Below are 23,522 nucleotides of genomic sequence, written 5' to 3'. Positions count from 1 at the left end.
ACCAAAGAACCCTTTGAAAAGGGTTCTCCGGACTCTCCCAAAACATTTATTATGCTTCGCAACGTTTAATGACAATTCGTTGCTAGTTAAAACAAAAAACCTCCCGAAAACAATATGTTTTCGGGAGGCTTAATTTATTGCTTGTGTCTGACAGTCTTACTTACCGCAACACTTCTTGTATTTCTTGCCGCTACCGCAAGGGCAGGGATCGTTACGGCCTACTTTAGGCTCGCTACGGCGCTTGGGCTTTTTCTTGGTCTCAGTGGACTCGGAATCGGAATACTCAAGGTCGGACTTGCTTTCCTTGTGCTGAAACTCATCCTCGCGAACCTCGGTTTCAATGCGCAGGTGGCAGAGGGCGCGGATGGTGTTTTCCTTGATGCGATCCAGCATCTCGCGGAAAAGTTCAAAACCTTCACGCTTGTACTCGTGTTTGGGATCCTTCTGGCCGTAACCACGCAGACCGATACCTTCGCGCAGGTGGTCCATGTTCAGCAGATGTTCCTTCCAGTTGCGGTCAAGGGCTTCAAGCAGGAAGTAACGCTGGATTTCATGGTAATGTTCGCCGGAGCTTTCCTTGAGGGTATCGAGAATTTCACCGACCCACTCTTCAGCCTGCTCACGGTTGGGCAGGGCTTCCTTGAATTCTTCGTTGCGGTTAAAACCAAAGAGTTCATCAAGGCGAACACGAACCATTTCCTCGGTCTCTTCATCAAGAGGCTTGCCCTTGGCTTCTTCGACTGCATAGAAAGCATCATCAAAAAGTTCTTCCACAAACTCAGCGGTCATTTCAGACATGTCCTCGGAATTCATAACATCACGACGCAGGGTGTAGATAACCTCACGCTGCTGGTTCATGACGTTGTCATAATCTAGCAGCTGTTTGCGGATTTCAAAGTTGTGGCCTTCAACCTTCTTCTGAGAGTTCTCAATGGCCTTGGTAACCATGCCGTTCTCAATAGGCTCACCCTCTTCCATGCCCAGCTTGTCCATAATCCCGGCGATGCGATCGGAACCGAACAGACGCATGAGATCATCATCAAGGGCGAGGTAGAAACGGGTGGAACCGGGGTCACCCTGACGACCGGAACGACCGCGGAGCTGATTATCGATACGGCGGGATTCATGGCGCTCAGTACCGATAATGTGCAGACCTCCGCTTTCAAGGACGCCCTCACCGAGCTTGATGTCAGTACCACGGCCAGCCATGTTGGTAGCGATGGTCACGTGGCCCTTGTGTCCGGCTTCAGCAACGATTTCAGCTTCCTGCTGGTGGTGCTTCGCGTTAAGCACGTTGTGGGGAATCTTGCGTTTCTTGAGCAGGCTGGAAACCAGTTCCGACTTCTCAATGGAAACAGTACCGACCAGCACAGGCTGGCCTTTCTTGAATTTGGCAGCAATATCATCTGCAATGGCGTTGTATTTCTCACGCTGAGTCTTGTAGATAGAGTCAGGGTGGTCTTTACGGATCATTGCGGTGTTGGTGGGGATAACAATTACTTCCAGATCGTAAATCTGTGCAAACTCAACAGATTCGGTATCCGCAGTACCAGTCATACCGGCCAGCTTGTTGTACATGCGGAAGTAGTTCTGGAAAGTAATAGATGCCAAGGTCTGGTTCTCAGACTCAACCTTAACACCTTCTTTTGCTTCAAGGGCCTGATGAAGCCCGTCGGAGAAGCGGCGACCGGGCATGAGGCGTCCTGTAAATTCATCAACAATAACCACCTGACCGTCTTTGACGATGTAATCTACATCGCGGGAGAAGAGATGGTGGGCTTTGATGCCCTGCATGATGTGATGCTGGAAAGAAATATGCTGGGAGTCGTAAAGGTTGTCTATGCCCAGAATCTGTTCGCACTTCATGACCCCGTCATCGGTCATGGTGATGGAACGGCCCTTTTCATCAACTTCGAAATCCTCATCCTTTTTAAGCAGGGGAATCATGGAGTTGACCCGGCCGTACATGGAAGTCGCATCGTCGGAAGCACCAGAAATAATGAGCGGGGTACGGGCTTCATCAATGAGGATGGAGTCAACTTCATCGACAATGCAGTAGTTCAGTTCGCGCTGAACCAGCTGCTCTTTGTAGAACTTCATGTTGTCGCGCAGGTAGTCAAAACCAAACTCGTTGTTGGTACCGTAGGTAATGTCACAGCCGTAAGCTTCCTGACGCTCTTCATCAGACAAGCCGTGCACAACAACACCAACGGTAAGTCCGAGGAAGTTGTAAAGCTTGCCCATCCACTCGGCATCACGCTTGGCGAGATAATCGTTGACGGTGATCAGGTGTACGCCTTTGCCGGAAAGAGCGTTGAGGACTGCAGGAAGGGTCGCCACAAGGGTTTTACCTTCACCAGTCTTCATCTCAGCGATACGGCCGCTATGCAGGACCATACCACCGACCATCTGTACATCGTAGTGGCGCATTTCAAGGGAACGTTTACCTGCTTCGCGGACAAGGGCGAAAACTTCAACCAGAATATCGTCAAGGGAAGTGCCAGCGGCTACCTGTTCTTTATATTCAGCAATCTTCTGCGGGAACTGCTCATCGGTGAGCTTTTCCATTTCCGGTTCAAGGGCTGCGATCTGATCAATCTGCGGTTTCAGCTTTTTAATAAACCTTTCATTTCGGGAACCGAATAACTTGGAAACAATCAAATTAAACATCTAAATCTTTTCCTTATTTCGTATGCAAGAAAATTTGATGCGCTACGCGCTTTTGTCAAATGTTTATCTCGGCTAAAAAACAAGACAAACTGGCAATTTTATAATCGCGGATGTTATTTAATAAGGCTTAATTTCAAAATATCAAGCCAGTGAGCTGCAAAATATTCATCTTTTACAAGACTGGCAAGCTGAATCACACAAGCGGAACATCCACTGAGAATCTGCCCGCTCAATTCCAAGCTCTTTGTCAGCTGCTCTAAAGAATACTCGCCCACCTCTTTGGAGAGTTCCGGGGCCCCCAATTGCATAATCCCGCCGAAGCCGCAGCAAAGACCATCTTGAACCGGACGCAGACGGTCCCCGGCAATAATTTCAACCAGCCTTTGATCTGTATCAGATTCGGACGCATGGCAAGGTTTATGATAAGCGACCTGCGCGGGAGCATTGTCGAAAAGCGTCACTTCTGCATCTAACAGCAAGGATGACAATGGAGTCAGACATTCCTGCCACTTTGCAAACAACTCCTCGTCGCCTGCAAAATCGTCAAGAGAGTACTCTTTCAAACCTTTCAGACAGGTAGCGCAAAAAGTAATCAGCAGCGGAAAGTCCGCATCTTTCCAGACTTTAATATTCTTTGCTCTTGCGCTTGATTGCCGCTCCAGCAATCCGGCACTACCATAGGACGAACCACAACAACTGAACTCCCCGGATTCGGCCCGGATCAAGCCCATGCCATCCATGAGTCGCTCAGCTTTTGCAGTCCAGTCCTTACGGGCATAACGCCCTACACAGCCTCTGAAAAGTATTACCTTCCGTTCTTCAAATTTAGCTTGCGGCACCAACTCTGCCCACGGCTCGAGACTCTTGGAAAAAAGAGCCTGCATCCGCTTGCGGGCTGAACCGAACGGTTCCGGAAGAATCTCAGGGGAGAATTTGGACAGAGCAGCAGCCATGGGCCAAAGCAGTCCGGGACTGCGTAACCATAAATCCCAACAAGACTGCGTAAATCCCTTGGACTTCGCACGCAGATCGGAGACCAGTTCAGGGCCGGACATATGCTGTGGACAATTCTTCTCGCAACGACCGCAGGAAAGACACAGTGAGGCCAATGATTTAAAATCCTTCGCACTCAAGCCCTCGCCGGAACCTTCACCGGAACAGATGGATTCAAGGAAAAACTTGGCTCGCGGGGTCAGCTCTTCCCGTCCGGTAACCTTGAACAGCGGGCAGACTTCAAGGCACTTTCCACACTGCACGCAACTTTTGGGAGCAGCCATTAGACCACCTTCCCGGGGTTCATGATGTTCAGGGGATCGAAAGTCTTTTTAATACCCCCCATCAACCGCTGCTGAGTTTTGTCCAGCTGCATGTTAATGTATTTAGCCTTGGTCAACCCAATGCCGTGCTCCCCGGAAAGAGTTCCGCCAAGATCAATGGTCAATTGAAATATCATTTGTTTGGCCTTAAGCGCGCTTTTCTGCTCCCCGGCGGATTTGTCATACATGGTGCTGACATGGATATTGCCGTCACCCAGATGCCCGAAGCAAAGCACAACAACCCCAAGCTGTTCACCAATGGCATGGTAGCCCTTAATGGCCTCTGCAACTTTACCGCGTGGCACAGCCACATCCTCACCCTGCTTATCCGGCGCGAGGTTGAATGCCGCAGGACTGATCACCCGGCGCAACTCCCAAAGCCGTTCCTGATCCGCACCGCTGCCCTGCTCAACAAAGGTAACCGCAACAGTCCGCAAGGCTTCATCGATACGTCTGAGATCAGTCTTAACCGACTCTGCAGAACCATCAATCTTGAGCAACAGTAATCCGCCTGTCCCTTCAGGCCAAGGCACAGCGGAATGCATCTCCAAGGCCTTAATCGTATTGTGGTCCATTAGCTCCATGGCGGTAGGCATAATTCCGCAACCGAATACAGCCTCTGCTCCATTCAGCGCATCATTCAGGTCCGTGAAACCCACCAGCACCGAAGCAGATCTTTCCGGCAGGGGCAGCAGCTTTACGGTCGCTTCAGTAACCAAACCCAATGTTCCGGCAGAACCAACCATGAGCCGGGTCAAATCCAGCCCGACCACATTCTTCTGGGTTCGGCCTCCGGTACGGATGACTTCACCTCCGGGCAGGACCACTTCAAGTCCAAGTACATAATCGCGGGTAACCCCGTATTTTACGGCACGCATACCACCGGCACAGGTAGAAATATTGCCCCCGATAGTGGAAATTTTCATACTCGCCGGATCCGGCGGATAAAACAGCCCCTGCGCTTCCACGGCCTTCTGCAAATCAGCAGTAATCACCCCCGGCTGAGTCACGGCCACAAAATCACGCCCGTCAATATCCAGAATCTCATTCATATCGAGCATGGAAACCACAACACCGTGACGGACCGGAACACAGTTACCGACCTTATTGGTCGCCCGTGCCCGGGGATAGATGGGAACGCGTTCTTCCTGCGCCCAACGCAGCAGTTCCGTAACCTGAGCGGTTTCCTGCGGGCGCACCAGAGCCAACGGCTTTGCATGTCTCTGGCTGGCATCCACGCCGCAAGCCAGCAAAGTGCCGTCGTCAAAACTCGATTCCCTGCCGGGAAAAAGATTGAGCAGAAACTTTTTATGGGTACGGGATAGTTGTTCTGGATAATTTTGCATACATTAGGCCTTCGGCGACCCCGCCGGGGGCCTTAAACCCTTTTGCAAAAGGGTTTAAGAATCCCAAAACCTTTTATTTTTTATATGAGACGGCTTTTACAGACAAACAAAGCGAAGCTTATTGAAAAGTTTAGGAGAGTCCAGAGAACCCTTTTCAAAGGGTTCTTTGACCCTCGGAGAGCCGCCGGAGGCATAAACCTATGCCTTTTCCCAAACCTTTTCAACGCAGTCCAGAAGAGCCCGGACCACGGGGTCATTTTCCCTTTTGCGCGGGAACCCGAAATATAGCCCGACCTCGATATGTCCGCCGGGCCAGATGTAAAATTCACCTTTATCGACCCCTTCAGCAGCCTCGTCGGCACGCATTACGGTAATGCCGTTACCGGACTTAACCAACGCATTATGCGTATCCTCGCTGTCGGCAATCATCGACTTGGAGACTTCGAGATCGCGGGAGGAGAATGTTTCTTCAAGCTTGACGTTGAAAGAACATTCCTCCGGAGTCCAGATCCAATCCAGTTTAGAAAGGTCCTCCCAACTGGCATGCTCCATACGATCCTGCCATGAAGCAGGGCCGACCACGTGCAGCATGGTATTCTCAAGCAGGATACCGTCCACCTCCTCAGGCGGACAATTGGAATAAAAAAAGCCGCCATCAAGCTTGCGGGCGGCAATATCACTACGGATCGTCCAAGTAGGCATCTGCACCAAACGCACGGAAAGGGACGGAAATCTTTCCTTAATCAAATTAATTAGCTGCGGGGTACGTAGATATATCGGGGAAGTCTGCAAGCCGACCCGAGCCACACCGGCAAGCTCACCCTTGAAACTCTGGGCTTCTGATTCAAATTTTTCCACGGATTCAAGGATGTCGCGGGCTTTTTCCAGCAGCTGTTTTCCTTCGGGGGTTGGCTGCATGCCCTTGGGAGTGCGCAGGAAAAGACGCAGGTCGAATTCTTCTTCAAGGGACTTGATGTGCAGGCTGATAGTGGACTGGCTGGCGTGCAAACGCTTGGCCGCACGGGTCATATTACCTTCCTCGGCCACCACCACAAAAGTCTTAATTTGGTATAGTTCCATATTTTTAACCACTTAACTGCGCCATTTCACAAAATTGGAAATGGTATCAGAAATTTTAAAGGGAGGGTTCGAGTATTCCCATTGGATTGAAAACATGAAAACGGGCAATAAGGGGTCATCGACTACGTGATTTTATAACCTTGATCACGCATACAGGAGAACGACCATGAGCAGCATCAGCGCATTTGTTACTGAAGTCTTCACCCCTGAAGACAGCGAATATGGCCGCGAAAAGAAACTCGACCCCGTAACCGGAACGGTTAAAACAATTTTCTGGGTCGGCGTAGCAATGGTTTTCACCATTCTCGTTTCCGGTCTCCAGTAAAAATAAGTCCGCTCCTTGACGGACTAAGGTTACTATACCCTTATCATGCTTTCTCCACCCACCGGCAAGGGGTGGATGAGAACTTTATACGGCTCGTTGGCCGGCTAGTAATTAGCCAGCTGACGGGCCGTATCTCTTGCTATATCCCTGCGCTTGAGTTCTTCCTTGCGGTTGTGGACATTGCGGCCCTTGGCAAGAGCGATCTCAAGTTTGATATTACCTCTTGAGAAGTACAGTCTGACAGGAACAACGGTCAAGCCTTTCTGCTCCACCCTAGTCTGTAGCTTTTCTATTTCACGCGCGTGCAGTAGCAACTTGCGAGGACGGTCCGGCTCATGCTGGGTGTATCCGGCATGGTCATAGGGCGCAATATGGATGCCCACCAGCCATGCTTCACCTTCTTTAAAATTAATATAGCCATCCATGAAACTGACCAAGCCCTGACGCAGGGACTTAACTTCAGTTCCTTTAAGCACCAGACCAGCTTCGAGGGTTTCCACGAATTCGTAGTTACGGCGGGCCTGTTTATTGAGCGCAATGGAAGAAGGGCTCTTCTTCTTTTTCTTCTTAGCCATGATTTCTGATTAACCTGTGATCTCTTCGTTATCCAGAAGGGACGCGAAAAAAGTCAGCTCTTCGGGATACTTTTTATAAATATTTTCCGTAACAAGACGGTTGATTCTACTAACAGTGCGGCAGCCGAGCACATCCTTAAGCAACTGCTTGCATTCCTGCATGTTCAGCTGACGCAGAATACGCTTAATGCCGGGAATGGCCTGCGGAGTAAGGCTCAAGCTATCGATCTGCATGCCCATAAGAATGGGAACGCAATATGGATCGGAAGCTACTTCGCCGCAGAGGCTGACCCCGATACCGGCCCGGTGTCCGGCATCGACCACGTATTTGATGGAACGCACCACAGCCGGATGCAACGGCTGGTAAAGATAAGAAACATGCGGATTGGTGCGGTCAATACCAAGGCTGTACTGGATCAGGTCGTTGGTACCGATACTGAAAAAATCTACTTCCTGAGCCAGAATCTCGGCAATCATAACCGCTGCAGGCAGTTCGATCATAACCCCGATGGGCATATCTTCATCAAAGGGAATGCCCTCGTCACGCAGTTCCTGCTGCGCGCGGGCAAGGGCGGACTTAGCCTGCAGAACTTCCTTGAGCCCGCAGATCATGGGAAACATCATCGAGACATTGCCATGCACGCTGGCCCGAAGCATTGCCCGCAACTGAATCCTGAAAAGCTCCTGATGCTTGAGGCAGAAGCGCATGGCCCGCAGACCGAGAGCCGGGTTGGCCTCGTCCAGTGAGCCGAAATGAGACATGAATTTGTCTGACCCCAAGTCGAGGGTACGCAGGGTTACCGGGCGCGGGGACATGATAGCCGCAAGTTCGGAATACTTCTCGGCCAGCTCGTCCTCAGTGGGCAGGTCGGTACGGTTGAGGTAGGCGTACTCGGTCCTGAACAGACCGATCCCCTCACCTCCGTTATCGATTACCGCTGCCACTTCTTCGAAAAGTTCTATGTTCGCATTAACCTGAACCCTGTAACCGTCCTCGGTTTCAGCGGGAAGCTGGCAACCGCGGATAATGGTCCGCTGATAATCATCAAACTGGGTTTCAAGGGTGTAGTAGTGTTCCAGTTCTTCATCAGACGGATCGACCAGCACTTTCCCGGCCAGCCCGTCAATGATGACCAGATCACCGTCCACAACGGAATTTTCCAGCGCTTCAGCACCCACAAGGGCCGGGATATTCAGAGTCCGAGCCAAAATCCCGGTATGGGAAGTCTTACCGCCAAGGGTAGTCACAAAGGCCATGAGCTTGTTTACCTCAAGCTCAATGGTATCCGCCGGAGTCAGATCGTGGGCCATAAGCACCACACGCCCTTCCACAGGGCGCAGGTTGGCTTCTCCGCCGATAAGCTTGGCCTGTACGCGCAGGGCCACCTGACGCACGTCCTGCATGCGTTCACGGATGTAGACATCCTCAAGGGCACCGAATGCTTTTTCAAGGTCATTTACAGCCTTGTCCAAAGCCCATTCGGCGTTGATCTTGAGGTCATCGATATATTTAAGGGCCGAGGATTGCAGTTTGGGGTCCTTGAGCATCATCAGGTGGGAATCGATGATCAACTGGTGTTCCTTCAGCTCTTCGGGAACCTTGGCCCGCACAGCTGCAAGCTCTTCCACTGCATCGCTGAATCCTTTCTTCATCCGCTCCTTCTCGCCCTCCACCATATGCGTGGGCACAGTCTGCCTGGGCAGTCTGGAAGTGATGCTGCGGTTAAGAAAAAAAGCCTTACCGATGGCTATACCTGTTGATACGGAAATTCCGTTGACGACCGCTCTGGCCACTTACTTTTCCTCGCCGAATCTGTTTTTAAAAAGGTCCTCAAGGCAATCAAGGGCGGCTACGGCATCTGAGCCGTCGGCCCGCAGTTCAAGAACACTGCCCTGTGCTGCCGCCAAAGTGAGCACATCAAGGATACTCTTGGCGTCGACTTCCTGAGCTTCGCAGACAACCATGATGTCTGCTGCAAAATTCTGGGCTTCCTGCGCAAGTTTTGCTGCCGGACGGGCATGCAGTCCCAACTGGTTGCTCACAACCACAGTCCGGACAATCGCCTCCCCTCCAGCAGGGGTCTCTTCGCGAAGCACACTCTCTTCAGTCATTTGTCATTAATCCTTATATCTTATTTCTTCAAAAGAAAAAATCACAGCATATGTAATGTCAGCAATCCGATAACAACCACCAGAACTGCCACTATTTCCCGGGCTATCTTACCGGTCGCCACCAGCCAGCCCAGCACTCCGAGCACTGCCGTGCCCCCATACCAGTCAAAGGCATTCAAGGGACGGGGCCAAAGCTGGAACCAAATCAGCAACACGAGGAAACCGTTGGCATATTTAAGCCGCTCTCCCCAGTTGATCAAGTCCCATTTTTTCAATTCATCCAAAAATCCCAGCCCCTTATTAATCCCGGACCAAAAAGTGAACGCCTTGAATGATTGCAGACCGACAAACAACACTACACCGAGTAGCATAGCCTGCAAATGATGACCAGCCAGTAGCAGGTTCACTGTCGCCAAGGCCCAAAAGATGAGGCCGCTGCCGGAGAACACCGAATCGCCAATAGCGGAAAGGGTGTAGCTGGTAGTATTCTTCAATTTATCCAGCAGCTGAACCGGGAATCGACCTTGCTGGATCTGCACCTCAACGGACAGGAAAATTGCCACAAGAAGCGGCGCCCAGAAAGGATGCGAATTGTAATGCTTAACATATCGTTTGCGGGCTTTAACAAGCTCCGCATGATCATCATAAATAGCCTCAAGGCCGGGCTGCATGGCATAGGAAAAGCCTATATTCTGCAAGCCGCGGGTGTTGAATCCCGCTCCAGCAAAATAAGAACGTAGGAAGCATCTGGCAAAAGCCGGACCTAATTTCTTTTTTCCTTTATCCATATAAGCAACAAACCTGCTAAAGGCCTTTTTTTCTTTCAGTTACCTTTTCATAGACCGCTTTAGCTGTCCAGCCTTCTACCTTTTCAGCTATGCGTCTTGCGATAACTTTAGGCTTATCGCCGGATTCCATCTCCGCGTCGATCATTTTGAAGATGTCTTCTTCGGAAGCCGGACCTTCATGCACCGGAGGGCCGATAACTACGGTGATCTCACCGCGCAATTCTTCGGAAACATCTTCCCAATCTTCCAAATTGCCGTTGATGAATTCTTCGTAATCCTTGGTCAGTTCACGGCAAATGGAAAATTCGCGATTGCCGAGGGATTCGTAAGCCAGATGCATGGTCTCCCGCAGCCGTGATTTACGCTCGAAAAATACGATTGTCGCACCAGTGGCTCCGTAAGCTTCGAAGAGCTTGCGCATCTGCCCTTCCTTGCGCGGCAGAAAACCGAGAAAAGAAAAAGGATACGGAGGCAGGCCGCAGCCGGAAAGAGCTGTTACCGGAGCACTTGGACCGGGAACTGGCACAACTCGCACACCATGTTCACGGCAGGCCCGGACCACCCGGTAACCGGGATCACTCATGAGCGGGGTTCCGGCATCGGAAACAAGAGCGGCATCATTGCCCTCGTCAAAGTGGGCCAGCACTTTCTTGATCCGCTTTTCCTCATTGTGTTCATGCAGGCTGACAAAACTCTTGCCGCTGATATCAAGCGACTGAAGTAATTTACCTGTGCGGCGGGTATCTTCCGCGAAAATCAGGTCGGCAGAAGCCAACACTTTTTTGGCCCGCTCGGTGATATCACCAAGGTTGCCAAGCGGTGTTGCCACCACCCATAAAGTCGGTGAGGTCGAATGCATTTTCTATATGTTCCGCTCTAAAGCCGGTTCCGTCATCGTTCACAATGACCAGATCAAATCGGCAGGGTCTCTCCCAGAGGTCAAATGCCGAAAGGTAGCGGGTCGCGGCCTTGACCAGCTTCTTACGCTTGGCCGGGGTAACCGCCTCTATACCGGATTGTATACTACGTCCGGCTCTGGTCTTAACTTCCACAAAAATAAGTTCGTCGCCCTTCTCACAGATAATATCAAGTTCCCACTGCTTCCAGCGCCAATTGCGTTGGCGCAGATTGTATCCACGATTTTCCAAAAAACGGGCCGCGTAATCTTCGCCCGCCTGTCCGAAGTCTAAATGCCGGGGAGACACATGCGCTCCTGTTTGGCTTTCTTCTCAGGCAGCACGCCCTTGAAGGTCATACGGTGCACTGCGCAAGGGCCGTGTTCTTTAAGAGCATCCAGATGCACCTTGGTCCCGTAGCCCTTATGGATTTCAAAACCATATTCAGCATAACGTTTGGACAGTTGCACCATAAGCTTATCCCGGAAGGTCTTAGCAAGAATGGATGCAGCAGAGATAGCCGGTATCTTCAAGTCGCCCTTGACCACAGCTTCCTGCCTGAAGCCCGCCACGCCATTTAAATGCGGCGCAGGAATGGTCTTATTGCCGTCAACCATAAGCATTTGAGGCTTAACCTTCAAATGCAACACAGAACGGCCCATAGCCCGAAATGTGGCTTGCAAAATATTAATCTGATCCACCACCTGCGCCCGAGTGACACCAAGCGCCCAGCAGACAGCCTGCTTCTTGATCTCCACTGCCAGACGATCCCGCGCAGCTTCATCCAGTTTCTTGGAATCAGTCAGTCCCGGAAGATCATATTTTTCTGGCAATATCACCGCCCCTGCCACAACAGGTCCAGCCAAACAGCCACGCCCAGCTTCATCGATACCCGCAGTGATCAATTCTTCAGTACCCATTCCGGGCAGCAAATTTTCAGACATAAGAGGCGAGGCCTTAATAAAACGTTTTGGGATTCTTAAACCCTTTTGGAAAAGGGTTTAAGGCCCCCGGCAGGGTCGCCGAAGGCTTCAAAAAGTAAAAAACCGCCATACCCAAACTTTAACAGTCCGGGAATGACGGTTTTTCAACACTATATTGCGTTCCCATGCCGGACCAAGGCCCGATGGGAGTATCCGCGAAGCATAAATGCTTCGTGGCCTACCAAGCCTGTTTGGACTTGATACGTGCAGCCTTACCTTTAAGACCACGCAGGTAGTAGATGCGGCTGCGGCGTACTTTACCTTCAGCAACTACCTCTACACGCTCGATGTAGGGGGAGTGTACGGGGAAAACACGCTCAACGCCGATACCGTCAGAAATTTTGCGGACGGTGAAGGTGGAGTTGGTGGTACCTTTACGGTAACGCAGAACAGCACCCTGGAAAACCTGGATACGTTCCTTTTCACCTTCGATAATACGCAGGTGTACCTTTACAGTGTCGCCAGCTTTGAAAGCGGGCATATCAATACGCATCTGTTCGCGTTCGATGTTTGCAATTACGTTGCTCATGTCGCTACTCCTTATATAAATTCTTTTGCGGCACCCGAAGGCGGATCTACCAGGCGTCTCCCAACAGCCTGTCGACCGTGATCGCCACCGCACTTCTTACTGATAGATGGTTGTATCCGTCCATGAACCTGATAGGCCGTAAGCTGCCTTCTGCCATGTCCAGAATTTCGGGGGCCAACCCGTGTCCGGTACCGAAAACCAGCAGGACGGGATTATCCTGCAACATTTCACGAACTTTGTTCATAGTCGTGCTGCCTGCGCCTCGTGCGCTGGTGGTCACCAGTATCGGCTTCTTACCCGTTCCCTCTTCGATATGCTCCACCACATCTTGCAGGGAATCTTTAACTCCTACTTTGGAAAAAGCTGCGGCACGGTCCGGGTTGAACTTGCTTCCCGGTCCCGAGGTCCAGTGAGAAATGATCCTCTCGGCCAGTTTCTTCTGATCCTCGATTGGAGTCACCGCAAAAAATCCGCTAATTGAGTAAGAGCGGGAAACGCGGGACATATCGTGAATATCGAGGTTTGTCAAAGAAACAGCGGCCTTTTCTCCAAATTTATTTAGCACCGGATAATGCACAAGAGCCATATAAAGATTTTTTCCCAAACGTTTTCGGGGTATTGTGCGCAAATAACGCACATCATCTTTTTTTAACCCTTCTGCTTCGGCCAAAAGCTCCGGCCGGGCATCCAAGGTCTCATCAAGAGACTTTTTTCTCCTCCATTCTTCTATCAGAGCATGATTGCCTGAAGAGAGAACTTCCGGCACTAAATGCCCGTCGAATTCCGGAGGACGGGTATAGTGCGGATACTCAAGAAGACCGGAAGAGAAACTCTCCTCCGTACCGGATTCGGAATGCCCCATAAAATCCGGCAGCAGGCGGGCGACAGCCTCAATGAGGCACATGGCCCCGGCTTCGCCCCCGTTGAGCACAAAATCCCCTACAGAGATTGTTTCAACGGGAAAAATATCTTCAAAGCGGGCATCAATGCCCTCATATCTTCCGCAGACGAGGGTCAGCTCCTCTTCCTTGGAAAGTTCAACCGCCATCTTCTGGGTCAGCGGCTTGCCTTTGGGCGAAAGCATGATCAGCCTTTTGCCCTTGGGACAGCCGCCTTCCTTGGAAGGCTTAATGCCTACGGTATCGAGAGCCTTGGCAATGGGGTCAAGAAACATGACCATGCCCGGCCCGCCTCCGTAGGGGCGGTCGTCAACAGATTTATGGCGGTCTGTTGCAAACTCGCGGGGATCGACCTTGTTAAAAGAGACAATACCCTTTTCAACGCCTTTACCCATGAGTCCGTGCGACAACGGGGAATCAAAAAATTCCGGAAAGAGTGTAACCAGATTAAATTTCACTAATGTTCCAGCCTTGGAATTTAAAAAAGCGGCACTCTGCCCTATTTCTTTTTCTTCCCATTGTCTTTTTTAGCTGAATCGGAAAGATATATGTCGAACAGCCCTTCGGGAGGGTCCACAACAATCTTTTCCGCGTCCAGATCAACAGACAAAACAAATTCTTCAACAGCGGGGAAAAGAATTTCCTTACCCTCCGCAGAAGAGATCACCCATGTTTCCTGCCCGGGGGCAAGAATAAAGTTCGAAATGGTTCCAACCACGGTCCCGTCTTCAAGTTCGACGCTCATGCCTTCAAGTTCGTACATGTAAACTTCGTCATCCCCGGATTCGGGAAGATCAGCTTCACGCACAAAGATTTCCATACCGCGCAGGCTTTCCGCCTCATCACGGCCTTCAACACCCTTGAAGGTCAGGAGCACGCGCCCTTTGTGTTTACGTGAAGAGCGCACGACAAAACGACGGGGCTTCTGTCCTTTCTTAGCCAGATACAGACAGGGGACCTCGTCGAAGAGAAAAGGGGAGTCCGCATGAGATTCAATGCAAACTTCCCCCCTGAGACCATGTGGTTTGACCACCTCGGCAACTACAAGCATTTCCATAGCAGCCTGCCGTTATGGTCAGGTTCGAGGACTCTTATTCCAGAATTTCCAGAACAGAGCGTTTTCTCACCTTGGTTGATGCAGCACCGAGCAGGGTTCTCATGGCACGCGCGGTGCGGCCCTGCTTACCGATAACCTTACCGAGGTCTTCTTTGGCGACCTTAAGTTCGATTACGGAAGTCTGCTCCCCTTCGATTTCGGTGACAACTACTTCATCCGGATTGTCAACAAGCGATTTCGCGATGTATTCTACTAAATCCTTCAACATGCCAACAACCTCCGCTTCTGATTTCGAGTGTGTACCGTGAGTAGTGAAGAAGAATTCGAACCTGGTGAGTTACGAACCCTAGGAATTTGCTTTGAGGAGAGATTTAACGGTATCGCTAGGCTCAGCGCCTCTCTCAAGCCACTTCTCTACTTTTTCCTTGTCAATTTTAACATCAACAGGCTCAACCATCGGGTTGTAGTAACCGCAGAAGTCCAAAGGACGACCGTCACGTCTGGTTTCGCTGTTGATTGCTACGATTCTGTAAAAAGGGCGTTTTTTGGAGCCCATACGGGTCAGTCTAAGTTTAATAGCCATTGTCTACTTTCCCCCATATAATCTTAAATTAAGTGGTTCGTTAATAAATTGCAAGCAAATGCCCACAAAAAACTATTTCTTCTTTTTCTTGCGAGCTTGCTTTTTAAGCTTTTTCTTTTTGCGGGCCTGAAGGGTCTTCTTACTCTTGGCTTTAGAAGGCTGAGGCATTCCGCCCATTCCTTCCATACCTTCCAACCCTTCCATACCGGGCATTCCCGGCATTCCTGCACCGCCGCCAAGTCCGGGCATTCCGGGCAGATTCGGCATCTTGGGCATTTTGCCCTTTCCGCCTTTGCCGCCCATCATTTTCTTCATCATCTTGCTCATCTGCTCAAAATTCTTGAGCATCTGATTGACCTCTTCAAGCTTAACGCCGGAACCCTTAGCAATCCTCTGCCTACGGCTGGGATTGATAAGCTTGGGCTGCCTGCGCTCCTGCATGGTCATGGACGAGATGATGGCTTCTATCCTGTTCAGTTCCTTATCCGGAATCTCCATATCGCCGAGCTGTTTGGTCAGCCCGCCGAGGCCGGGGATCATTTTCATGATCGAACCCATGGAACCGATCTTCTTCATTCTGCGCATCTGGGTGCGGAAGTCCTCAAGGTCGAATTCGGCCTTGCGGAATTTCTCGGTCAGCTTTTCAGCCTCTCCCTCATCCATCACAGACTGGGCTTTCTCGATCAGGGAAAGTACATCCCCCATGCCGAGAATTCTTGAAGCGGCCCTGTCCGGGTAGAAGAGTTCAAGCTCGGAAAGCTTTTCACCCACACCGACAAACTTAACGGACTTACCGGTAACGGATTTGATGGAGAGCGCCGCACCGCCTCGGGCATCACCATCCATTTTGGTAAGGACGACACCGGTAACATCAAGTTTGTCGTCAAATGTGGAGGCAACATTGACAGCGTCCTGCCCTGTCATTGCGTCCGCCACGAAAAGGATTTCATCCGGAGAGCATTCTTCCTTGATGGAGGAAAGCTCTTCCATCAGAGGTTCATCAATATGCAGTCGTCCGGCTGTATCGAAAAGCAGAACATCACATCCGGCCTCTTCAGCCTTGACCATAGCGTCACGGCAGATGTCCACGGGGTTCATTTCCGTAGTGGACGGGTAGGCCGGCATATCCAGCTGTTTGGCCAGCACATGAAGCTGGTCAATCGCAGCAGGACGGTAGACGTCGGCAGGGACAAGGTAGGGCTTGAACTTCTTGCGCCGCAGATACAAGGCTATCTTGGCTGAAGAAGTGGTCTTACCGGAACCCTGAAGACCGACCATCATGATTTTGGAAAGCTTGCCCTTGGTGAGCTGCAGTCCTTCCTGTTCGCCGCCGAGCAGCTCGGTAAGTTCGTCGTTAACGACTTTAATCACCTGCTGTCCGGGAGAAAGGGACTTCTGGACCTCCTGCCCGAGAGCGCGCTCCTTTACCTTCTCCACAAAGTCTTTAACGACCTTGTAGTTTACGTCCGCTTCGAGAAGGGCAAGGCGCACTTCGCGCAATCCGGTCTGGATGTTCTTTTCATCCAACCGTCCCTGCCCTTTGAAATTCTTAAAGGCTTCGGAAAGTCTATCTGATAGGCTGTCAAACAATTCTCTTACTCCGCCGGCTAAGCATTTTTACGCGCAAAAACCTCAAAAGCTCCACCTTTTCTCGATTTGTGCTGATTGCGTAAAGAAAGGGGTTGTCTGTTAAAGCTTTTATTCATCCAAGTCAAGTGAAGACTCATATCAACTTTTTGGAAAATCACAAACACTTATCGTACACTCACAAAAATTTGCTTACAATATTTCTTGCTTTTTCAAGCAATGAACCGTTTAATTGTATATTCTTACATAACAGTATCCATGCAGTTCAAGGAGCAAAAGAATGCCTAACATCGTCAAGGCGGAAGAATTTCATCTTGTTGACCCCATGGGAAGATTAAGATCAAAAATATACATTTCAAATGAAGGCAAGGTTGTTGCAGATGTTTATGATTCCACCGGACAGCTGAACAACCGGGTCGACCTGCAAAAGAACTTAAAATCAGGACCGACTGCGCACCAGAATGTGGCCCCGCACAAAAAAGAGACTCTCGGGGCATGGCATGCGCGCATTGCCAACGAAGTCAAACTGACTCAATCCAAGCTGCATGTAGGTTCATACAAACTTTATATCGACTTTGTGGAAAACAACACCATAGCCAGCGGCAAGTACCAGAACGAAGTCATTGAAGTTTCCGGCGAAATAGTAGATGTTTCAGCAAAAGGATTCGGCGATTTACATGTGGGACTCAAGGGTATTTCGAACTTTACCGCCGAAGTCATCTGTCATTTTACCGAAGACCAGATTCCGATAGTCAGCAATCTCAAACCGGGCGTAAAAGTGCGCATCAAAGGTAAGTGCACTGAATACGTCAACAAGCGGGTTAAAATATGGGGTTGCCAATTGCTGTAGGCCGGAGTCTTCATAAGTGCGCCTATGCCTGTATCGAAACAATTAAAGAAAGAACTGCAACATACAGCCGACGAATGTATTGATTGCGGCAAATGCATGACCAAGTGCCGCTTTCTGGCTGAAAGCGGCTCCCCCGTATCCATCGCCTTGCGGGCTCTTTCATCCGATGAAGATGCCGACACGATGGCAATACACTCCTACGCCTGTTCTACCTGCGGACTTTGTTCTGCGGTCTGTCCGGTTGTGGCTGAACCGGAACGCATGTTCAAGGAGCTGCGCAACCATGCTCAGGCCAACGCTATCTTCCGTCTGGACAAGTACGACCCGCTTCTGAATTATGAGCGACTCGGCCAACGCTTCCCGTTCAAGGGAGAGTTCATTCCTGAGAACTGCAAAACCGTTTTTTTTCCGGGCTGCACCCTCCCGGCCATGCACCCCGATGCCGCCAGAGTCGCCTATAAAATAATCAGGCGGGAAGAGCCGACCATGGGACTGGTCCTGAACTGCTGCTCCAAGCCCTCCAAAATGCTGGGACTAAAAAGCAGGCATGAGGAATCCCTTTCCGGACTGATCCATAGATTGGAACGCAAGGGGATCAAGAAAATCCTGACCGCCTGCCCCAACTGCCACATGACTTTCAAGGAATTTAACTCCAAGCTGGAGATCGTCTCTATATATAAAAGGCTGAAAGTTTCTAAATTCATGCCGGTCCGGCCCAATGTTAAAGAAGTGACAATCCACGACCCATGCGTGACCCGCAATGAGACTGACATACACAAAGACGTGCGTACCCTGCTAAAATCAGTGGGCATAAGGGTAGTGGAAATGCGCCACAACCGCACGAAGACACTCTGCTGCGGAGAAGGCGGAGCAACAAATTTCCACAAGAAGGACTATGCTGATCACTGGTCTCGCAAGCGCATTAACGAAGCGCAAAGAACCGGGGTGCCCATGGTCACCTATTGCGCGGGCTGCGTTAATTTTCTCGGCTACAAGTACCCCACAGCCCACGTACTCGATGTCCTGCTGGTCAAACGCAAAAGAATACCCAAACCAGTTGCGTTTCCCTTTAACTACCTCAACCGGCTGATCTTCAGATTCAGCAACCGTTGATAATTTGCACATTTTTTTTATTCCGGGCCTTCTAATCCTGAACATATCCATGTAACACAAATGCTAATGAGTTCAGACAATAAAGCCCTAACAGCATCGGAGATTCCTCTAGCCCTGTTCAGTTTGGGACTGCCCTTGACCCTGGCAGCCTTCAGCCTGAGCGGCTATACTACACCCTCCAATCTGGCTGAGATATTCGCCACCGGGCTGGCCATACTGGGCCTCATACTGGAAATGCTCCGTGGAGATAAAAGTGTCGCCCCGCTCTGGTTTAAGGCCGGAATCCCCGCCCTGCTTATTACCTGGATTTCATTCACACATTTTAGCGGATTCACTCAGTCCCTTCTTGACTATCTTCCCCTGTTCATGGAAGCAAAGCCCCTTTTATTTCTGCTGATCTCGGTGCTCTGGTTAAAACTTTTCCCACCGCCGGAACCGAAACAAATTTCATTCTGGTCCAGCTGGCTGGCCTCACTCATTATTGCGGAATTCATTCTCCGCTTTTTCCTGCTCCATGAACCGGCCATGCCCTCTCTTTCCGGAATGTCGAGCATCAGCGGGCCGATCCTTCTGGTTGGGCTTTGCGCTACCCTGCATAACTCCGAGGAGAATACATTTACCCGGTTGATCATTCTTGCAGGGATCTTCTGCACTCTCGGGCGTGACATCACTCTCGCCGCAATTTTAATCATGCTCATTTCCGGCCCTAAAGGAGCTCTGAAAAAAATCCTTTTGGTGCTCTGCCTGCTGTTCTTCAACTACCTTTCCCTGCAAGTGCAGGAAATGACCTTCATGAACAGGCAGGACCTTCCTTCATACTGGCTATGGTTCTCTATTTTGGAACTTTTTGCCAACAACCCCGAACTTCTGCTCACAGGATTTCCCCTGACGGCTCCCCTGCCTCTCAATGTCCCGGCATCACTGTGGACAATCTGGCATGGCCAACAGCAGGTCTGGACCGGGTCCGGGATTTATCTTTTCCACATCCCACCCTTTTGGCTGCACCTGCTCAGTTCTTGGGGACTGGGTGGCCCCTGCATTGTCGCAGCAGCCGTAACCGCCGTATACAGGCGGTTTCCTTCAAGCATGCTAGCCAGCCTGCTCACTACAGTGATTGTCTGCGGCTTCTTTTCACCGCTATTTTACCACCCTGCGTGCGCGCTGGTCCTATTCCCTGCTTTCATTTCCGCCACCAGCCCTGAAGTCCAATCATTTAGATTCGAGTAACCAAACTCTTTCCCGCAGTTTCTTGATCTGATCCTTGCGATACTCTTTGCAGACTTTTTGATATTGTTTTGTAATACTATTGTATTTCTATTTTATGACTATTAGAATTTTAGAGACACTTATTTTGCAGCTTAATATAGCGACTTATTATATTTCATCTTGTAATACAAATGTATTGACATTTATCTTTTAAGCTGTAAGATCCTTTTCAAACACAACAGGTAAAAACAGGCGAAATGAGCAGAAAAGTTAAATCCGTACGAGTTCCCCTTGAATTGGAAACTCTTAATCTTTCCAAGCTGATCCGGGAATTTGAGAATTATCTCAGAGATCTGGAATCTGCCACTTTGCTGAAACAAGACGGCAACCGCGAAGCTGCGGAGGCTCTGATCAAGACAAGGCAACTGGATTTGGGAAAGAGAATTGCCAAAATGATCTGGGAAGCCAGAGTCGAATATGGTAAAATTAAATAAATTTTACCTGCGTAATACATATGTAAACTTTTTGTATTACAAAACGACATCATAAACATGACATAGATCAGGGTTGCCATCATGAAACCAAAGAAAATCAGCGAGAGCAGAACCTTAATGACCTACAGGGTACTGCCGCAGGACACCAACCCAGCTGGAAACCTGCACGGCGGAGTTCTGCTGAAACAACTGGATCTGGTCGCTGCCACCTGTGCCATGCGTCATGCACGCAAACCAGTGGTCACCGCTTCCATTGACCGCATGAATTTCCTGCGGCCCGCTTATGTGGGGGAACTCATCAACCTGCATGCCAATGTAAATATGGTCGGCAGGACCTCCATGGAAATCGGAGTCCGGGTTGAAGCTGAAAATCTTTTAACAGGTGAGATAAGGCACACAAACTCTGCCTATCTTACATTTGTTGCCATGGGGGAAAACGGTAAACCTTCCCCGGTGCCACCACTGATCCTTGAGACCGGGGTGGACCACAGACGCAACAGAGAGGCCATGGAACGAAGGACTGTGCGCAAAGAAGAAAGGATACGGGAGACCGCATCAGCAGCACAGACCGGGAGCAGGGAATAAATCTCATCATTCACAGCTCGAATAGTGCGGATTACGTCCGAAGTCAGCCGAATCCGTGCTGATTGCATCTACCATCAGATTGCAAGCTACTCCGAGTCTGGTTTCTGGCCGGGAGCTCCACCCTCCCGGCTAAACATTTCGGCATCCTGCTCCTAGGGCGTCCGGTCCGGATTAACCCGGTCCGGGCCGGACGCCTCGCCCTATTTCAACACCATCAAGGCCGGAAAGCCCCCTGCATGCGAATGGTCGCATGCAGGGGGCTTTCCACGTTTTTATGCCTAAATTTTATAACAGCTATGCAAAAGCATTCTTTATAGCGTAGACTTAAGAAGTAAAACAACTACAGCTTCTGACAACGATTGGGAAATAATGAAAAGACTATATCAAAACCTTATCATTCTGGTCTTGCTGATCACGATCGGACCTGCTGCAACTTCAGCAGAGGAGATCACTTGGTTTCAGCCAAATTTTCCGCCCTACGCCATTATCAAAGGACCCTACAAACAATACGGCATAGACAACAGAATCATCAAATACGTCACCATACACTTGAATTTAACAAATTCAACATTCAAGACTGCCAACTACCAGCGCATCCTTGAAGAATTGAGAAAGGGTTCACACGGCATTATCACCCCTCTCTTCAAAACCCAAGAAAGAGAACAATTTGTCTGCTACACTTCGCGGCCAAGTTACTTTGTCTTTTCCAATGGCATAATATTCAACCGTAAGGACTATAGGAAATACGCTCCTTTCCTATTGAAAGATGGAACTATCGACCTTACCACTCTTTGCAAATCAAAAGACTTCCGTATTGGCATAAATCTCGGGAGATCATATTACGGCGCCATTGACCAGACGATACAAACATACAAACAACAACAAATATTCAATATAAGAACCTCCGCCGATCACACCGGAACCCTCACAATGCTCAAACGGAGAAGAGTAGATGCGACTTTTGGATTTCCGGTAGAAATTAAATACGCCGGACTGAATAAGGACCTTATATTTTACAGAGTATCCGGAATGCCTCCGCTTAGTCCGGTATACTTCGGCGCACCCCAAAATAAATTCGGTTACAGTATGGTCCGTAGACTGAATAGAATGCTGAAAGAGACTAATGCGACCAACATATTTGCCACTTACTATACTTACTGGTTGGACGAAGAACTCATCGACGATTATTATAAGCTGTGCCGCGAATACAATTTCAACCAAGACTAGCTTACCCTGACCTGCCAACCGCAAGAATGAACAAACACATACGACAAAAATCGAGCCTGCATATTCAATTTATCATCCATTCTGTTGATCCATAACACCTCAAACCCCGCTTACCTTGAGATCAAATACAAACACCAATCAGGACAGAACCATGAAATCACTTTTTGACAAGATAAATATCGGCAAAATTGAAATGAAAAACCGTCTTATGCGCTCAGCCACATGGGAAAACATGGCTGATGCAGATGGCTACGTGACAGACAGACTTATTGAAACACTTGAAGAGCACGCTCGTGGCGGTATCGGGCTCATCGTCACAGGATACGGCTATGTAATGAAAGAAGAACAACCCAATGCGGGCATGCCCGCCATTTGGGACGACCGTTATATTCCCGGACTTAAAAAGCTGACAGACCGTATTCATGCACAAGGCACCCCGATCATATTTCAAGGCTGCTATGGCGGGTCACAGACAGCCTATAATGCCGGCGAACGGACAATCTGGGGACCTTCAGCAGTGGAGCACCCCATCTACAAAGTTACTCCGCAGGAAATGACCAAGGACAACATCAAGACCGTTGTCGAAGCACACGCTCAAGCCGCCCGCCGAGCCGAAAAAGGCGGATTTGACGGGTTTCAGATGCATGCAGCTCACGGGTACCTCTACAGCCAGTTCCTGACTCCTTATTACAACCGTCGCACAGATGAATACGGAGGCTCCATCGAGAACCGTTCCCGGATCATCATTGAAACCCTTAATGCCATCCGCAAGCAAGTTTCAGCCGATTATCCAATACTGATCAAGATTCACTGTTCCGACTACATGGATCAGGATGGCTTCACTGTCACAGAAAGTACGCAGGTAGCTAAAATGCTGGAAGAACACGGAATTACTGCAATTGAATTTTCCGGTGGGAACTTCACTAAAGGGTGGGATGACAGCGCAATCAAGCCAAAGATCATCAAGGAAGAAAAACAGTCCTATTTCAGCGAATACGCATCATGGATCGGTTCACAAATAAATGTCCCGGTCATTTCTACCGGAGGCAACCGATCTGTTGCTCTCATGGAAGAAAAGCTGAATACCTCAACCATCACTGCATTCGGCCTCTCCCGTGTAACGCACTGCGAACCGGACCTGCCCGGTCGCTGGCAGTCCGGGGACCACGCCCACCCCAAATGCGTTTCCTGCAACCAATGCTGGCACGAAGACGGCAATATCTGCGTGCTTAAAAGATAGATGCCTCCGGCGGCTGGGGAAGGGGAAACTCTTGCAAGAGTTTCCCCTTCCCCAGACCCCA

At 49.9% G+C, this 23,522-nt stretch carries 25 protein-coding genes; 8 read left to right on the top strand and 17 right to left on the bottom strand.

The features are described 5' to 3' along the window. Nucleotides 1–156 precede the first annotated feature (156 nt). From secA to ACO05Z_RS00200, 4 genes are all read right to left on the bottom strand, one after another. Nucleotides 157–2,670: a preprotein translocase subunit SecA gene (secA, locus tag ACO05Z_RS00215; RefSeq protein WP_421899171.1), complete on the bottom strand. Its 2,514-nt coding sequence runs from the start codon at nt 2,668–2,670 to the stop codon at nt 157–159. 113 nt (nt 2,671–2,783) lie between these two features. Continuing rightward, a complete protein-coding gene (locus ACO05Z_RS00210; RefSeq protein WP_421899169.1) occupies nt 2,784–3,947 on the bottom strand; it encodes a (Fe-S)-binding protein in 1,164 nt (387 codons plus the stop codon). Continuing rightward, nucleotides 3,947–5,332 carry an FAD-binding oxidoreductase gene (locus ACO05Z_RS00205; protein WP_421899167.1) on the bottom strand — a complete coding sequence of 462 codons (1,386 nt, stop codon included), beginning with the start codon at nt 5,330–5,332 and terminating at the stop codon, nt 3,947–3,949. The genes ACO05Z_RS00210 and ACO05Z_RS00205 overlap by 1 nt, the downstream gene beginning before the upstream one ends. Before the next feature lie 198 nt (nt 5,333–5,530). Further along, entirely contained in the window at nt 5,531–6,412 is an 882-nt protein-coding gene (locus ACO05Z_RS00200; RefSeq protein WP_421899164.1) for a LysR family transcriptional regulator, read from the bottom strand. Nucleotides 6,413–6,578: 166 nt separating this feature from the next. Between ACO05Z_RS00200 and ACO05Z_RS00195 the strand changes: the two genes are divergently transcribed. Next, nucleotides 6,579–6,737 carry a hypothetical protein gene (locus ACO05Z_RS00195; RefSeq protein ID WP_421899162.1) on the top strand — a complete coding sequence of 53 codons (159 nt, stop codon included), beginning with the start codon at nt 6,579–6,581 and terminating at the stop codon, nt 6,735–6,737. A gap of 104 nt (nt 6,738–6,841) precedes the next feature. Here the strand turns inward: ACO05Z_RS00195 and smpB are convergent, their stop codons facing one another. From smpB to ffh, 13 genes are all read right to left on the bottom strand, one after another. Beyond that, nucleotides 6,842–7,312 carry an SsrA-binding protein SmpB gene (gene smpB / locus ACO05Z_RS00190; RefSeq protein ID WP_421899160.1) on the bottom strand — a complete coding sequence of 157 codons (471 nt, stop codon included), beginning with the start codon at nt 7,310–7,312 and terminating at the stop codon, nt 6,842–6,844. Nucleotides 7,313–7,321: 9 nt separating this feature from the next. Further along, entirely contained in the window at nt 7,322–9,106 is a 1,785-nt protein-coding gene (gene ptsP, locus ACO05Z_RS00185; RefSeq protein WP_421899158.1) for a phosphoenolpyruvate--protein phosphotransferase, read from the bottom strand. Beyond that, nucleotides 9,107–9,424: an HPr family phosphocarrier protein gene (locus ACO05Z_RS00180; RefSeq protein WP_421899156.1), complete on the bottom strand. Its 318-nt coding sequence runs from the start codon at nt 9,422–9,424 to the stop codon at nt 9,107–9,109. It lies immediately after the preceding gene. A gap of 41 nt (nt 9,425–9,465) precedes the next feature. Beyond that, nucleotides 9,466–10,212: a PTS system mannose/fructose/sorbose family transporter subunit IID gene (locus ACO05Z_RS00175; protein ID WP_421899154.1), complete on the bottom strand. Its 747-nt coding sequence runs from the start codon at nt 10,210–10,212 to the stop codon at nt 9,466–9,468. Nucleotides 10,213–10,228: 16 nt separating this feature from the next. Beyond that, nucleotides 10,229–11,071: a 16S rRNA (cytidine(1402)-2'-O)-methyltransferase gene (gene rsmI, locus ACO05Z_RS00170; RefSeq protein WP_421899152.1), complete on the bottom strand. Its 843-nt coding sequence runs from the start codon at nt 11,069–11,071 to the stop codon at nt 10,229–10,231. Further along, complete coding sequence (locus tag ACO05Z_RS00165) at nt 11,013–11,417, bottom strand: YraN family protein (RefSeq protein WP_421899150.1); 405 nt, start codon at nt 11,415–11,417, stop codon at nt 11,013–11,015. Before ACO05Z_RS00165 ends, rsmI begins: the two co-directional genes overlap by 59 nt. Then, nucleotides 11,399–12,052 (bottom strand): ribonuclease HII, encoded by a 654-nt coding sequence (locus ACO05Z_RS00160; RefSeq protein ID WP_421899148.1) that lies wholly within the window; start codon nt 12,050–12,052, stop codon nt 11,399–11,401. The genes ACO05Z_RS00165 and ACO05Z_RS00160 overlap by 19 nt, the downstream gene beginning before the upstream one ends. A 217-nt stretch (nt 12,053–12,269) precedes the next feature. Further along, on the bottom strand, nt 12,270–12,620 hold the full coding sequence (rplS, locus tag ACO05Z_RS00155) for a 50S ribosomal protein L19 (protein WP_163349838.1): 351 nt from the start codon (nt 12,618–12,620) through the stop codon (nt 12,270–12,272). A gap of 46 nt (nt 12,621–12,666) precedes the next feature. Further along, nucleotides 12,667–13,977: a tRNA (guanosine(37)-N1)-methyltransferase TrmD gene (gene trmD / locus ACO05Z_RS00150; protein WP_421899146.1), complete on the bottom strand. Its 1,311-nt coding sequence runs from the start codon at nt 13,975–13,977 to the stop codon at nt 12,667–12,669. 41 nt (nt 13,978–14,018) lie between these two features. After that, the gene (rimM, locus tag ACO05Z_RS00145) at nt 14,019–14,576 is read right to left on the bottom strand and encodes a ribosome maturation factor RimM (protein ID WP_421899144.1); all 558 of its coding nucleotides are present in this window, start codon (nt 14,574–14,576) and stop codon (nt 14,019–14,021) included. A 34-nt stretch (nt 14,577–14,610) separates the two neighbouring features. Then, complete coding sequence (locus ACO05Z_RS00140) at nt 14,611–14,844, bottom strand: KH domain-containing protein (RefSeq protein ID WP_012765792.1); 234 nt, start codon at nt 14,842–14,844, stop codon at nt 14,611–14,613. A 78-nt stretch (nt 14,845–14,922) separates the two neighbouring features. Then, entirely contained in the window at nt 14,923–15,159 is a 237-nt protein-coding gene (gene rpsP / locus ACO05Z_RS00135) for a 30S ribosomal protein S16 (RefSeq protein WP_421899141.1), read from the bottom strand. A 72-nt stretch (nt 15,160–15,231) separates the two neighbouring features. Further along, nucleotides 15,232–16,749, bottom strand: a complete 1,518-nt coding sequence (gene ffh, locus ACO05Z_RS00130; protein ID WP_421899139.1) for a signal recognition particle protein — start codon at nt 16,747–16,749, stop codon at nt 15,232–15,234. Nucleotides 16,750–17,026: 277 nt separating this feature from the next. Between ffh and ACO05Z_RS00125 the strand changes: the two genes are divergently transcribed. The 7 genes from ACO05Z_RS00125 to ACO05Z_RS00095 all read left to right on the top strand — a co-directional run bounded on the left by ACO05Z_RS00125 (nt 17,027) and on the right by ACO05Z_RS00095 (nt 23,461). Then, the gene (locus tag ACO05Z_RS00125) at nt 17,027–17,596 is read left to right on the top strand and encodes an OB-fold protein (protein ID WP_421899137.1); all 570 of its coding nucleotides are present in this window, start codon (nt 17,027–17,029) and stop codon (nt 17,594–17,596) included. 24 nt (nt 17,597–17,620) lie between these two features. Beyond that, nucleotides 17,621–18,709 (top strand): (Fe-S)-binding protein, encoded by a 1,089-nt coding sequence (locus ACO05Z_RS00120; protein ID WP_421899135.1) that lies wholly within the window; start codon nt 17,621–17,623, stop codon nt 18,707–18,709. A 66-nt stretch (nt 18,710–18,775) separates the two neighbouring features. Then, a complete protein-coding gene (locus ACO05Z_RS00115) occupies nt 18,776–19,936 on the top strand; it encodes a hypothetical protein (protein ID WP_421899133.1) in 1,161 nt (386 codons plus the stop codon). A gap of 236 nt (nt 19,937–20,172) precedes the next feature. Beyond that, entirely contained in the window at nt 20,173–20,409 is a 237-nt protein-coding gene (locus tag ACO05Z_RS00110; RefSeq protein ID WP_163349831.1) for a hypothetical protein, read from the top strand. An 81-nt stretch (nt 20,410–20,490) separates the two neighbouring features. After that, complete coding sequence (locus tag ACO05Z_RS00105) at nt 20,491–20,994, top strand: acyl-CoA thioesterase (protein WP_421899131.1); 504 nt, start codon at nt 20,491–20,493, stop codon at nt 20,992–20,994. Nucleotides 20,995–21,363: 369 nt separating this feature from the next. Continuing rightward, the gene (locus ACO05Z_RS00100; protein WP_421899129.1) at nt 21,364–22,221 is read left to right on the top strand and encodes a transporter substrate-binding domain-containing protein; all 858 of its coding nucleotides are present in this window, start codon (nt 21,364–21,366) and stop codon (nt 22,219–22,221) included. Nucleotides 22,222–22,372: 151 nt separating this feature from the next. Then, complete coding sequence (locus ACO05Z_RS00095; protein WP_421899127.1) at nt 22,373–23,461, top strand: NADH:flavin oxidoreductase; 1,089 nt, start codon at nt 22,373–22,375, stop codon at nt 23,459–23,461. Nucleotides 23,462–23,522 lie beyond the last annotated feature (61 nt).

Origin of the sequence: Maridesulfovibrio sp. (assembly GCF_965230075.1) — a bacterium.
Lineage (GTDB): Bacteria > Desulfobacterota > Desulfovibrionia > Desulfovibrionales > Desulfovibrionaceae > Maridesulfovibrio.
The sequence above is the reverse complement of the archived record's forward strand: the minus strand, read 5'-3'. Positions and strand labels throughout refer to the sequence as shown.